Source organism: Arthrobacter sp. Soil761 (assembly GCF_001428325.1).
Classification (GTDB): Bacteria; Actinomycetota; Actinomycetes; order Actinomycetales; family Micrococcaceae; genus Arthrobacter.
In genome coordinates, this window is record NZ_LMSF01000029.1 from 30,732 (window position 1) to 43,050 (window position 12,319).

Sequence of the window (12,319 nt, forward strand, 5' to 3'; positions counted from 1 at the left end):
CGGCGGCACCCGGCCGGGTGGCTGCGACCACATACGCAGCCACGTGCGGGGGTTACTTGAAGAGGGCGTTGACCTGGTCGTTGGCGGCCGTCAGGGAGCTGGCCTTGGATTTGCCGGAGACCACGGAGTCCATGGCCGGCTTCATGATGCCGTCAACCTTCGCGGCGTTGTCAGCGATCGGGTAGAGGAACGTGGTGCCGTCCTTGACCTGCTGGCTGAAGGGGGTGACGTCCACGCCCTTGGCCTTGAAGGCTTCCACGGCCTTGTCTGCGGAGGTCTTGATGGCGGGGAAGACGACGGCCTTGGAAGCCACCACGTCCTGGCAGGCGGCGGAGCCGAGGTATTCGACCCACTTGATGGCGGCTTCGGGCTTCTTGGTGCCGGCGTAGATGGAGTCCGCCAGGCCGTTGTACATGCTGGCGCGCTTGCCGTTGACACCCACCGGGGTGGGGGCGATGCCCACCTTGACGTCCTTGTAGCCGGTGTACTGGCCGATCATCCAGGAGCCGTTGGCGTTGATGACGGACTTGCCGGCGGCGAAGGTATCGGCCATGCTGGCGCCCACCGTGGTTTCGAGCTTGGGCATGTAGCCCTTCTCCACCAGCCCGGCGAACCAGTCGATGCTTTCCTGGAACTTGGGGTCGTCGTAGTTGAAGTGCTTGCCCCACGGGTTCTTGTCCGTGTGCGTCCAGCCGGTGGTGCCGGTCAGGTAGCTCCATTCGGTCTGGCCCTGGCCGGAACCGGAGCCGTTGAGGCCGAGCCCGTAGACGGCAACGTTGTTCTTGTCGAAGCCGGGCTCGTCGCCGCGCTTGCCGTTCTTGTCCACGGTCAGGTGGGCGATGGTCTTTTCGTACGAACCGCCGTCCTTCGGATTCCACGTCAGGTTGGCCATCTGCTCCGGGGTGACGCCGGCGTCCGCGGCAAGTTTGGTGTTGTAGAACAGCGCGATGGTGTCCCAGTCCTTGGGAAGTCCGTAGCGCTTGCCGTCCTGGCCCACCCAGAGGTCCGCCAGGCCGGAGTTGTAGATGCCGGTGTCGATGTTGTCCTTCTTGATGGCGTCGTCCAGGGCGAGCAGCTGCTTGTTCTTGATGAATTCGGGGTACTTGCCCAGGTGGTCGGTGAAGACGTCCGGGGCGGTGCCTGCCACGAATCCGTTGGTCAGGGTGCCCCAGTAATCGTCCCAGCCGCGCTGGGTGACCTTGACGGTGATGTCCGGGTTGGCCTTGTGGAAGTCGTCGGCGCACTGCTTGTAGGCGGGGAGCTGGTTGGCGTCCCAGAGCCAGTAGTTGAGCTCGCCCTTGCCGGCTTCCGCGGAGCCGCCGCCTCCGCAGGCGGAGAGGGCCAGGACTGCTGCCGCAGCTGCTGCGAGGGAGCCGAGTGCTTTCTTGTTCAGGTTCATGGGGGTCCTTTCAGGGTGCTTCCGGGCAGGCCGCCGTGGCGCGCGCCGGGAGGGGGAATTTCGAGGGAAGGGGTGATTACTTGATGCCGGAGAAGCCGATGGAGTTGACGATTTTCTTGCCGAAGACGGCGAACAGGATCAGGACGGGAAGGGCGGAGACCAGCGTGGCCGCCATGAGGCCGGACCAGTCCGGCGCTCCCTGCGGCGATTGGGACTTGAACACGCCCAGGCCCACCGTGAGGACGCGGACGGACTCCTCCTGGCCCACCAGCAGCGGCCAGAAGTACTCGTTCCACTGGCCGATGAAGGTGAGCAGGGCCAGGGTGGCGATGGGGGCGGCGGCGTTTGGCAGGATGATCTGGAAGAAGATCCGAAGGTGCTTGGCGCCGTCGAGCATTGCCGCTTCCTCCACCTCGCGGGACATGTTCAGGAAGAACTGCCGGAGGAAGAAAATGGCGAACGGGGTCATGAAGATGTAGGGGAGTACCAGCCCCGCCATGGTGTTGAGCAGGCCCAGGTTCTTGATCAGGAGGAAGTTGGGCAGCGCGGTGAAGATCGGCGGCACCATCATGGTGGCCAGGAACAGGCTGAAGACCAGGTTCCGTCCCCGCCACCGCAGCCGGGCGAAGGCGTAGGCGGCCATGGCGCTGAAGAACACTGCGCCGGTGGTGGTGATGGAGGCAAAGAGCACGGAGTTGCGCAGGTAGATCCAGAAGTCGATTTGCGCGCCGGATCCGCCCTGGGCCACTGCCTCTTCGGGGGACTGCAGGCCGAAGACGCGCTGGAATGCGCCCAGGCTGAATTCTGCGGGCAGCAGGTTGGTGGCGTTGCCGGCCAGCGCCCCGTTGGTGGACAGCGCCGTCCGGAGGATCCAGTAGAAGGGGAGGACCGAGACGGCAACGGCGATGGCCACAAGGAACCAGGCGGCGGTGCGGCGCCAGTTGAACGGACGACGGCGGGTGGCGGGCCGGGCGGGTGCGGAGACTTTTGCGGTGGTCATGGAAGTGTCCTTAATCCAGGTCTGATTCGTTGCCCTTGAGGAACTTCATCTGGATGAAGGCCACCAGGGCGAGGATGACGAAGAGGATGACCGCCAGGGCGGAGCCGTAGCCGAAGTCCGATTCCGTGAAGGCCTTTTGGTAGATGTAGAACTGCAGCACCCGGCTGGCATTGACGGGTCCGCCCAGGGTGGTGACGGCAACGGTGTCGAACACCTGGAAGGAACCGATGACGGTGACGATCAGGACCAGCGCGAGCACCGGGCGCAGCAGCGGCATGGTGATCTTGCGGAATGTTTGCCAGGGTGAGGCGCCGTCCAGGTTGGCCACTTCGTAGACGTGGCTGGGAATGGCCTGCAGGCCGGCGAACAGCAGCAGGGCGGTGTAGCCCATGTGCCGCCAGGTGTTGATGAGGGCCTGGGTGGGGATGGCCCATTCCTCGCTGCCGAAGAATGCCACCTTGGGCAGGCCGATGGCGTCGATGAAGTAGTTGACGATGCCGATCTGGTAGTCCAGGAGCCAGAACCAGAGGAGGGCGGCGATCACGTTCGCCATCAGGTACGGCAGCAGGAGCGCGCCGCGGATCACGGTTGATTTGGCTACCCGGTGCATCAGCAGGGCAAGCCCCAGCGCGAGCGTGGTCTGGAGGAGGATGTTGATCAGGACGTACTGCCCGGTGACAGCCAGCGCATTCCAGAACAGGGGGTCCTTGGCGATGGCCTCATAGTTGGCGGCACCGATCCACGTCGGGTCGCCGAGGATGCTGTATTCGGTGAAGCTGAGGTAGATGCCCCGCAGGGTGGGCACCAGGTAGAAAACGATAAATCCGATCATCGCCGGGGCTATGAAGAACAATGCGATCTTCAGGTCGCTCTGTCCCCGGCGCTTCAGCGGCCGGTGCGCTGCGTGCACTGCCGGGCTGGCGTTCCTGGTAAGGGTGGTCATCGTCGACCCTTTCCTGAGTGTGATGGAAGTAACAGGCTGGAAAGAAATCTACACGAGTAGATATTGGACGGCAAGGGCTTATTTCAATGTTTCAAAACCAGGGCAATTACGCCAGTGACTGGATATTGACTCGAGTAGATGCGGGTGAAACACTCGGAGAAACTTCAATCGGAAGGCAAACAATGACGTTCTCCATCGGCATCGTGGGCGCGGGCCAGTTCGGCAGCCAGTTCGCACACCTGTTCAACCTGCATCCCGGCGTCAGTGCGGTCTATGTTGTGGACGAGCTGCCGGAGCGGGCTGAATCCGTGGTCCGAAGGCTGGATCTTGCCGGCGTCGTGCCCGACTTTGACGCCCTTCTGGCCTCCGACGTCGACGCCGTGGCGGTCTTCACCCAGCGCTGGACGCACGGACCCCTGGTGGAGCGTGCTCTCCGCGCCGGCAAGCACGTCTACTCAGCCGTGCCCATGGCGGTTGCCGAAGAGGAGATCGCCCGCATCATCCAGGCCGTCCGGGACACCGGCAAGGTGTACATGATGGGTGAGACCAGCTACTACAACCCCGCCACCGTGTATGCCCGCGAACAGCAGGCGGCCGGCAGGTTTGGCCGGGTCTTCTACTCCGAAGGCGACTACGTCCACGACATGGACCTCGGCTTTTATGACGCCTACCAGTACAGCGGGGGCGAGCGGTGGAAGGAGACGGCAAGCTACCCGCCAATGCTCTACCCCACCCATGCGATCGGCGGGGTGCTGGGGGCCATCCCGGCGCACGCCGTCAGCGTCAGCTGCGTGGGCGTCAAGGACCAGCGGGACGACGGGGTATTCGACAAGGACGTCAGCATGTTCGGCAATGACTTCTCCAACGCCACGGCGCTCTTTGAACTGAACGACGGCGGCGTGATGCGCACCAACGAGATGCGCCGCGTGGGCTATCCGTCCCACATCCGCGAATCGCGCTTCCGGTTTTTTGGCACGGAGGCAAGCTTTGAACAGCTCGCCAGGGTCACCGTCTGGCAGGACAAACAGAATGTCCACGACATCTCCGAGCAGATGGAAACCCGGCCCAGCATGTCCCTGGACGATCCCTCACTGGCCAACGTGGCCCCGGAACTCCGGGACGCATTCGTGTCGGGACTCGCTCCCGTCCACGACGCCGGACGGTTGCCTGAGGAGTTCCGCGGCGCACCGAACGGGCACGAGGGAAGCCACCATTTCCTGGTGGACGACTTCGTCACGGCGGTCAATGACGGCACACTGCCGCCCGTGAATGCGTGGGTGGCCGCCCGCTTCACCCTCCCGGGTATCGTGGCCCACCAGTCCGCCCTGCAAAACGGCGTACGGCTTCCCATCCGTGACTTTGGGGATGCGCCGGGTATGAGTGGTTAGCATGGACAGCATGACTTCCCCGGCCGCGCAGGCCTCCCGCGGCGGCCCGGTGACCCGCAAGGATGTGGCGCGCTATGCCGGCGTCAGCACCGCCGTCGTCAGTTACGTGGTCAATGGCGGACCCAAGAAAGTGGCGCCGGCCACCGAAGCCAAGGTCCAGGACGCCATCCGCGTCCTGGGCTACCGGCCCAACGCCGCCGCGCGGGCGCTGAAGCTCGGCTCAAGCGAGACCCTGGGGCTTATCGTCCCGGACATCTCGAACCCGTTCTTCTCACTGTTTTCGCACGCCGTGGAGGATGCCGCCGCAGACCTGGGGTACGCGCTGGTGTTGAGCAACTCGGACGGAAACCTGGCCAAGGAACGCCGCAACATCCGGAACCTCGCCGCCCGGCAGGTGGACGGCGTCCTGCTGGCCAGCGTCCTTTTCGAACCCGATCTCGAGGCGCTGGAAACGGCGGACATCCCGTCCGTGCTGCTCAACCAGGAACGTGACGCCCCGGGCTTCAACAGCATCGGTGTGGACCTGGCGGCCGGAGCCAGGATCGCGGTGGAACACCTGATCAGCCATGGCCACACCAACATCGGCCTGGCCATGGGAACCAACGTCTCCGGGGAGACCGACGGCCGTGAAGTAGGTTGGCGGCAGGCGCTCCAGGAAGCTGGTCTGCCCGAGGGGCCCATTGCCTACAGTGCCTTCACCCGGCCCGGAGGGTACGTGGCCGGGCAACGCCTCCTGGCGTCAGTGAACCGGCCAACGGCCGTCTTCGCCACGTCCGATATGCAGGGGATTGGACTGCTGCGGGCCATCCATGAAGCGGGACTGTCTGTTCCGGGCGACATTGCCGTGGCGTCTTTTGACGGCTCGGCCGACTCTGAATACTCCTGGCCGCCGCTGACCACCGTTGAGCAGCCGGTGGCGGCCATGGCGGAGGCTGCCGTGGCGGCACTCGTTGGAGCCAGCCGGGGGGAGGACCCGCGGCACCGGATCTTTCCCACCAAACTGCACGTACGCCAATCCTGCGGCTGCCCCTAGCCGGCCGACTGCATGGCGGGCAGGCGCAGCCTGGTCCGCTCCTGTAGGACCCGCCGGGCCTCCGGGCCAAGTCCGGAATCGCTGATGACCTCATCCACGTCATCCAGGGCGGCGATGGAACTGATGCCCAGCATTCCCCATTTGGTGTGGTCGGCCAGCACCACTGTCTTGCGCGCTGCTGCCATGAAGGCCCGGTCGGTTTCGGCTTCGAGCAGGTTGGGTGTGGTGAAGCCCGCCTCGGCATCCATCCCGTGGACGCCCAGGAACAGCACGTCCAGGTGCAGTTGCTTGAGGGCGCCCGTTGCGATGGGCCCCACCAGGGCGTCTGAGGGCGTGCGCTCGCCGCCCACCAGGATCACGGTGGAGGAGTAACGGGCCGAGCCGGACGAGGCAGCGTGGTGGAAGAGGTCCGCGATCCTGACAGAGTTGGTGACCACCGTGATCCGCGGCCCTCCAACCAGTTCCTTGGCCAATGCCCACGTGGTGGTGCCGGCACCCAGGCCGACCGCCATGCCCTCGTGGACCAGGGCGGCCGCCTCCACGGCGATGGCGCGCTTCTCCGCGGTCAACTGCGTGGACTTCAGCTCGAAACCGGGCTCATGCGTGCTTGCATCCCCCGGCAGCTTGGCGCCGCCGTGGATTCGTTCCAGCTTGCCGCCCTCCTCGAGCAGCTCGATGTCCCGCCTCACCGTCATCAACGAGACGCCAAGCTGGGTGGCGAGGTCCGAGACCCGGACCACCCGCTCCCGCTGGACGGCATCCAGGATTGCTTGGTGTCGGGCGGCAGGCAGCATGGAGGCGGATCCTTCAACGCGGGTGGCAAGGGTGCTCCCAGCATACGGCGACGGCGCCTCCCCGGCTGGGGAAGCGCCGTCGCCGTATTGCTACTTCCGGAGGCTGGCCGCGATCTGCTGCATGATCGTGGGGTCGGACAGCGTGGTGGCGTCGCCCGGGTCGCGGCCTTCCGCCACGTCCTTGAGGAGCCGGCGCATGATCTTGCCGGACCGGGTCTTGGGCAGTTCGGGCACCACCAGGATGTTCTTGGGCTTGGCAATGGGCCCGATTTCCTTGCCCACGTGGTTGCGCAGCTCCTGTACGGTGGCGTCGCCGTTGTTCACGGCATCGCCGCGGAGGATCACGAACGCAACCACGGCCTGGCCGGTGGTTTCGTCCGTGGCGCCCACGACGGCGGCCTCCGCCACGGCGGGGTGGCTCACCAGGGCGGATTCGATTTCTGTGGTGGAGAGCCGGTGCCCGGAGACGTTCATGACGTCGTCCACGCGGCCCAGCAGCCAGATGTCCCCGTCTTCGTCCTTCTTGGCGCCGTCCCCGGCGAAGTACATGTTTTCGAAGCGGGACCAGTAGGTGTCCTTGAACCGCTGCGGGTCGCCCCAGATGCCGCGCAGCATGGCCGGCCAGGGTTCGCGGATCACCAGGAAACCGCCGTGGCCGTTGGGGACGGACTCGCCCATTTCATCCACCACATCCACGGCGATACCGGGCAGCGGCATCTGGGCGGAGCCGGGCTTGGTGGCGGTGACCCCGGGAAGCGGGGCGATCATCTGTGCGCCGGTTTCGGTCTGCCACCAGGTGTCCACGATGGGCGCCTTGTCGCCGCCGATTACCTTGCGGTACCACATCCAGGCCTCGGGGTTGATGGGCTCGCCCACCGAACCCAGCACCCGCAGGGAGGAAAGATCGTACTTCGCCGGGATCTCCGCGCCCCACTTCATGAAGGTGCGGATGGCGGTGGGAGCGGTGTACAGGATGGAGACCTTGTACTTTTCCACGATCTCCCACCAGCGGCCCTGGTGCGGGGAGTCCGGCGTGCCCTCGTACATGACCTGCGTGGCGCCGTTGATGAGCGGGGCGTAGGCGACGTAGGAGTGGCCGGTGACCCAGCCGACGTCGGCCGTGCACCAGTACACGTCCGTTTCCGGATGCAGGTCAAAGACCGCCCTGTGGGTGTAGGCGGTCTGGGTGAGGTAGCCGCCGGTGGTGTGCAGGATGCCCTTGGGCTTCCCGGTGGTACCGGACGTGTAGAGGATGTAGAGCGGGTGCTCCGAATCGTGGCCCACTGCGGTGTGCTCTGCGCTGGCCGTCCCCACCGTGTCCGCCCACCAGTGGTCCCGGCCCTCGTGCCAGTCCACGTCCTGGCCGTTGCGCTTGACCACCACCACGTTCTGGACCGTGTGGCCATCGTGGGCCAGGGCATCATCGACGGCCGGCTTCAGGGGGCTCGGCTTGCCTCGGCGGTAGGTGCCGTCGGCGGTCACCACCAGCTTGGCTTCGGCGTCGTCGATCCGGGACCGGAGGGCCTCCGCCGAGAATCCACCGAACACCACCGAGTGGACCGCGCCGATGCGTGCGCATGCCAGCAGCGTGATCACGGCCTCCGGGATCATGGGCAGGTACACCGCAACCCGGTCACCCTTGGCAACGCCCAGGGACTCGAAAGCGTTGGCCGCCTTCTTCACTTCCTCGGTCAGCTGGGCGTAGGTATAGGTGCGGGCGTCGCCGGGCTCGCCCTCGAAGTAGATGGCCACGCGGTCGCCGTTGCCGGCCTCCACATGCCGGTCCAGCGCGTTGTACGCCGCGTTGATTTCGCCGCCAACGAACCACTTGGCGAACGGCGGATCAGACCAGTCCAGCGCCTGTGTGAAGTCCTTGGACCACGTCAGCAGCTCCCGGGCCTTCTTCGCCCAAAACGCGGGCCGGTCGGCGTTCGCCTCCCCGTACTCGGCGGCGGTGACAACGGCGTCGGCCGCGAATTCCGGGGAGGGTGGAAAGGCCCGCGTCTCATGCAGCAGGTTCGCGAAGGCGTCGCCCTGGTGGCCTTGCTGTCCTGCCGGCTGGGCGGAAGCGGACGGAACGGTAGCCGTGGAGCTGGGGGTGTCCTGGGACATGTGAACCTCATCATTCATCGATCTTTGCCGCGCGGGACGCCGCCACCGCATTGGCCCGCCGATCGCACGGCATTGGGCTCCAGCCGGGGGCGGGCATACCGCAAAGAGCTGTTCCGGAACCAAGCCTAATGCTTACGGTGCATCCGCTGTGTGCCCCGTCACATAGGCGGCCATGAGCGGCATTTTTTATGCGGTGAATGGTCTCTTCATGACTCGCCAGGCACCGCCGGAGGCCTGCCCCAGCTAGTGATCGGCCGGGCCGTTGACTAGGCTGAGATGGAATTGTGACTTCACTTCGGACCTCTCCGGCCGGGCGCAAACAGCGCCTTGCCGGGCCCGGACCGCATGTCAAGACGGCACAGTTTTCGGGTCCGGACCGGGCCCGGTGCCGCCACGCTAAGGAGAGCAGAATGAACCAGCAGAGTTACGGCCAGCGAACGGGTCCGGACACCAAGGCAGGGCCAGGAGCCTCCGGGCCTGCCGTGGGAGGATCCGCGCACGCGACACCGGCCGGCAACGCCGCCAAGGGGCAGGCTGCAGGGCAGAAGGCCGGCTCCGGGAAGATCGACCCGAACGCCAACCAGGCGGTCCTCGGTCCGTTCACCGTGCGCGACCTGGCCGTCTTCGCAGGCACCCTGATCCTCTTTGTCGCGTCCCTGCTTCCCCTCTTCGGCGCCCGGTACAACCTGTGGAACCTCAACAACCTGTTCTTCCTGGGACTGGGCATCGTCCTGCCGCTGATCGCCAGCGCACTGTTCGCGGCGCGCCGCCTGGCACCCGCCACAAGGATCCGCGTGGGGTCGCTCTCGATCGACCAGTTCGCCTCCGTTGTGGCCTCCTTCGCCCTGGCCTTCTTCTTCCTGTCCGTTGCAGGCGGCTACGTTACCAGCCTGCTGGTGGGCCTGATCGGCTCGCTCGTCCTCTTCGCCGCCACCGTGCTGGGCCGGTTCCTGCCGTACCTTTCCGGTGACTTCAAGGACCGGCCAGAGACGCCGGCGCACATTGTGGCCCGCGAGGCCGCGGTCCCGCTGCGGAAGCCGCGCACCCCCAAAGCCCCCAAGCCGGAGTCCGGCTCCAACCAGTCAAAGGGCGGCTTCAAAGGTGCCACCCTGTTCGGTGGGGCCGGTGCAGGTTCCTCCGCCGTCGAGCCGGGATCTTCCAGCCCCAACCCTGCGCCGGCGCGTTCCACCCACACGCCCGCCACTGCCGCCGTCCCCGTGGCCAATGCCGGGGCTGCCGTTGCAGGGACCGGCGCTGCAGCTGCCGGCGCTCCAGCTGCGGGCACCGTCGCGGGTCCGGCTGCCTCGACCCCCGCGGCGCCAACCGCCCCTGTATCAACCAGCCCTGTATCAACCAGCCCTGTATCATCCACCCCTGTATCAACCGCCCCCGAAGCCGCTGACCGGGATGCCGGCACGCCGCATCAGGACGCCGGCCCGCCCACCCAGGCGGCCGACGTCGTCCGTCCTGACTCAACCCCGGCCCCGGCAGCCGAGGAGACCCAGCACGGTGCCGTCCCCGCCGCGGGCGCTCCGCAGGCAGCGTGGGAGCCGCCGGCCGCCACCGCTGTCCACCAGCAGGTCCGTTCCGAGCAGCCCATCGGCGCGACGGTGGACCCGTCCACCCGCCATGACGAGACCGACGGGCAGCCCATCCATGAGGCTTTCTGGTTCGCCGTCGCCCAGCACCGCACCGCCTACGACCCCCGCACCGGTGCGCCTGCCTTCGTGATCGAGCCCGGCGGCTGGGTACTGGCGCTTGAGGACCGGGGCCACGAATTCCTGGTCCAGCACACGGACGGACGGCTGGGCGTCCTGCGCGACCTCAGCAACATCGAGCGCGGCTGACGCCGTGGCCGGGCCACGCAGCAAGAACGGGCAGGCCGCGGGGATGCCCGTGGTCTCGTCCGAATCCGTCCTGGCGCTGAAACGGCGGGCACGGCGCATCCACCGGGCCCTGGCCGAAAAATATCCCTACGCCCACGCGGAACTGGACTTCCGCAACCCCTTCGAACTGCTGGTGGCCACCGTGCTGTCCGCCCAGACCACCGACGTCACGGTCAACCAGGTCACCAAAGTGCTGTTCGCACGCTGGCCCAATGCCCGGTCCCTGGCCGAGGCGGACCCCACGGAGCTTGAAACCATCCTCAAGCCCACGGGGTTCTTCCGCGCCAAAGCGAGGAACGTCCTGGCGCTGTGCACCCGCCTGGTGGATGACTTTGACGGCGAGGTCCCGGGGCGGATGGAAGACCTGGTCACCTTGCCCGGGGTGGGCCGCAAAACCGCCAACGTGGTGCTGGCCAACGCCTTCGGCATCCCGGGCATCTCCGTCGATACCCATTTCGCCCGGCTGGCCAAGCGGTTTGGGTGGACCCAGTCCGAGGACCCTGTGCAGATCGAACAGGACGTGGCGGAGTTGTTTGACCGCAGGGACTGGACCATGCTGTCCCACCGTGTGATCTTCCACGGCCGCCGCGTCTGCCACGCCCGGAAGCCCGCCTGTGGTGCCTGTCCCGTGGCTAATTGGTGCCCGAGCTATGGCCTGGGGGAGACCGACCCCGTCAAAGCAGCCAAGCTCCTCAAGTATGAACTTGCGCCCGGCAGCGAGGCGTTGCTGGAGCAGTACCTGTCTGAACAGCAGCGGGCTGCGGAGATCCGGATGGCCTCCCAGGCGAGGGCCACGTGAGCGCAAGGGAAGACCTGGCCGCGCTGGTCCAGCGGGCGGAAGCCGGGACGGCCGGGCCCCCTGATCCACGCTGGGCTGCACTGACAGTAGATGCCTCCCGCGCCCGCAGGGCCGCGGTCCTGATGCTTTTCGGGGTGCTCGACGACGTCCCGGCCGCGTCCGGCAAGCCACTGGCGCCGGCGGATCTGGACGTCCTGCTCCTGGAGCGCGCCCACACCCTGGGTTCGCATCCAGGGCAGGTGGCGTTTCCCGGCGGCAGCATCGACCGGGGCGAAACGCCGGTGGCGGCTGCGCTTAGGGAAGCCGAGGAGGAAACCGGACTGGACACCGGCGGGGTGGAAGTCCTCGGCACGCTCCAGGAACTGGGCCTGGCGCACAGCAACTTCCTGGTGACGCCGGTGCTCGGATGGTGGCACTCGCCGTCGCCGGTACGGGTGGTGGACTACGCCGAATCCGCCCAGGTATTCCGCGTCCCGGTCAGGGACCTCCTGGACCCGGACAACAGGGTGATGGCCACGGTCCACCGCGCAGGCCGCACGTTCGACAGCCCTGCCTTCACTGTCAACGGCGTGGTGGTGTGGGGCTTCACCGGCATTGTGCTGAGCGGCCTCTTCGACCAGCTCGGCTGGTCCGTTCCATGGGACCGCACCAGGCTGCACCCGATCGGGGTCTAGTTTTCAGGCCTGCTGGTGGCGCAAATCCACCACGATTCCGGTGGCGGCATTCTCGCGCATGGCGTTGATCCCGTCGCGGAGCAGGCTGAGGGACCTGAAGGTTGGTGACACCGCAACGATATTGCCTTCGGCGTCGGTCAGCCGCAGCCGGTACGACTCATCGCCTGCACGGTGAATTTCAAATCTTCCCGCCATGGACGGGGACCTCCCTGGTATGCGTCGTTGCATCAGCGTGTGGACCGGTCTGCATCAGCCCCGCTTCGACTGTAACGTCCGTCACCGGGCGCGCAT

At 66.4% G+C, this 12,319-nt stretch carries 11 protein-coding genes; 5 read left to right on the plus strand and 6 right to left on the minus strand.

Annotated elements, in window-relative coordinates:
* Nucleotides 1-52: 52 nt before the first annotated feature.
* From ASG79_RS16560 to ASG79_RS16570, 3 genes are all read right to left on the minus strand, one after another.
* Nucleotides 53-1,399 (minus strand): ABC transporter substrate-binding protein, encoded by a 1,347-nt coding sequence (locus tag ASG79_RS16560; RefSeq protein ID WP_056392575.1) that lies wholly within the window; start codon nucleotides 1,397-1,399, stop codon nucleotides 53-55.
* 76 nt (nucleotides 1,400-1,475) lie between these two features.
* Nucleotides 1,476-2,399 (minus strand): carbohydrate ABC transporter permease, encoded by a 924-nt coding sequence (locus ASG79_RS16565; protein WP_018768971.1) that lies wholly within the window; start codon nucleotides 2,397-2,399, stop codon nucleotides 1,476-1,478.
* Nucleotides 2,400-2,409: 10 nt separating this feature from the next.
* Nucleotides 2,410-3,342 (minus strand): carbohydrate ABC transporter permease, encoded by a 933-nt coding sequence (locus tag ASG79_RS16570; protein ID WP_018768970.1) that lies wholly within the window; start codon nucleotides 3,340-3,342, stop codon nucleotides 2,410-2,412.
* A gap of 182 nt (nucleotides 3,343-3,524) precedes the next feature.
* On the opposite strand from ASG79_RS16570, the gene ASG79_RS16575 reads away from it, so the two are divergent.
* Nucleotides 3,525-4,730, plus strand: coding sequence for a Gfo/Idh/MocA family protein (locus tag ASG79_RS16575; protein WP_018768969.1), 1,206 nt, complete (start codon nucleotides 3,525-3,527; stop codon nucleotides 4,728-4,730).
* Between the two features lie 10 nt (nucleotides 4,731-4,740).
* Nucleotides 4,741-5,763, plus strand: coding sequence for a LacI family DNA-binding transcriptional regulator (locus tag ASG79_RS16580; protein WP_018768968.1), 1,023 nt, complete (start codon nucleotides 4,741-4,743; stop codon nucleotides 5,761-5,763).
* Here ASG79_RS16580 and ASG79_RS16585 read toward each other — a convergent pair.
* Nucleotides 5,760-6,557 carry a DeoR/GlpR family DNA-binding transcription regulator gene (locus ASG79_RS16585; protein ID WP_018768967.1) on the minus strand — a complete coding sequence of 266 codons (798 nt, stop codon included), beginning with the start codon at nucleotides 6,555-6,557 and terminating at the stop codon, nucleotides 5,760-5,762. The two genes, ASG79_RS16580 and ASG79_RS16585, sit on opposite strands and share 4 nt — an antisense overlap.
* A gap of 90 nt (nucleotides 6,558-6,647) precedes the next feature.
* The gene (acs, locus tag ASG79_RS16590; protein ID WP_056392577.1) at nucleotides 6,648-8,669 is read right to left on the minus strand and encodes an acetate--CoA ligase; all 2,022 of its coding nucleotides are present in this window, start codon (nucleotides 8,667-8,669) and stop codon (nucleotides 6,648-6,650) included.
* A 410-nt stretch (nucleotides 8,670-9,079) separates the two neighbouring features.
* On the opposite strand from acs, the gene ASG79_RS16595 reads away from it, so the two are divergent.
* From ASG79_RS16595 to ASG79_RS16605, 3 genes are read left to right on the plus strand one after another with little or no spacing between them, the layout of a single operon-like run.
* A complete protein-coding gene (locus tag ASG79_RS16595) occupies nucleotides 9,080-10,516 on the plus strand; it encodes a hypothetical protein (protein WP_056392580.1) in 1,437 nt (478 codons plus the stop codon).
* Nucleotides 10,517-10,559: 43 nt separating this feature from the next.
* On the plus strand, nucleotides 10,560-11,354 hold the full coding sequence (gene nth / locus ASG79_RS16600) for an endonuclease III (protein WP_018768965.1): 795 nt from the start codon (nucleotides 10,560-10,562) through the stop codon (nucleotides 11,352-11,354).
* Nucleotides 11,351-12,028: an NUDIX hydrolase gene (locus tag ASG79_RS16605; protein ID WP_056392582.1), complete on the plus strand. Its 678-nt coding sequence runs from the start codon at nucleotides 11,351-11,353 to the stop codon at nucleotides 12,026-12,028. Before nth ends, ASG79_RS16605 begins: the two co-directional genes overlap by 4 nt.
* A gap of 3 nt (nucleotides 12,029-12,031) precedes the next feature.
* Here the strand turns inward: ASG79_RS16605 and ASG79_RS16610 are convergent, their stop codons facing one another.
* Nucleotides 12,032-12,223 carry a YegP family protein gene (locus tag ASG79_RS16610; RefSeq protein WP_018768963.1) on the minus strand — a complete coding sequence of 64 codons (192 nt, stop codon included), beginning with the start codon at nucleotides 12,221-12,223 and terminating at the stop codon, nucleotides 12,032-12,034.
* Nucleotides 12,224-12,319: the final 96 nt, after the last annotated feature.

Excerpts from the sequence above, each read along its gene's own strand:
- ASG79_RS16560 (WP_056392575.1), bottom strand. The coding sequence starts at position 1,399 with ATGAACCTGAACAAGAAAGCACTCGGCTCCCTCGCAGCAGCTGCGGCA.
- ASG79_RS16565 (WP_018768971.1), bottom strand. The coding sequence starts at position 2,399 with ATGACCACCGCAAAAGTCTCCGCACCCGCCCGGCCCGCCACCCGCCGT.
- ASG79_RS16570 (WP_018768970.1), bottom strand. The coding sequence starts at position 3,342 with ATGACCACCCTTACCAGGAACGCCAGCCCGGCAGTGCACGCAGCGCAC.
- ASG79_RS16575 (WP_018768969.1), top strand. The coding sequence starts at position 3,525 with ATGACGTTCTCCATCGGCATCGTGGGCGCGGGCCAGTTCGGCAGCCAG.
- ASG79_RS16580 (WP_018768968.1), top strand. The coding sequence starts at position 4,741 with ATGACTTCCCCGGCCGCGCAGGCCTCCCGCGGCGGCCCGGTGACCCGC.
- ASG79_RS16585 (WP_018768967.1), bottom strand. The coding sequence starts at position 6,557 with ATGCTGCCTGCCGCCCGACACCAAGCAATCCTGGATGCCGTCCAGCGG.
- acs (WP_056392577.1), bottom strand. The coding sequence starts at position 8,669 with ATGTCCCAGGACACCCCCAGCTCCACGGCTACCGTTCCGTCCGCTTCC.
- ASG79_RS16595 (WP_056392580.1), top strand. The coding sequence starts at position 9,080 with ATGAACCAGCAGAGTTACGGCCAGCGAACGGGTCCGGACACCAAGGCA.
- nth (WP_018768965.1), top strand. The coding sequence starts at position 10,560 with ATGCCCGTGGTCTCGTCCGAATCCGTCCTGGCGCTGAAACGGCGGGCA.
- ASG79_RS16610 (WP_018768963.1), bottom strand. The coding sequence starts at position 12,223 with ATGGCGGGAAGATTTGAAATTCACCGTGCAGGCGATGAGTCGTACCGG.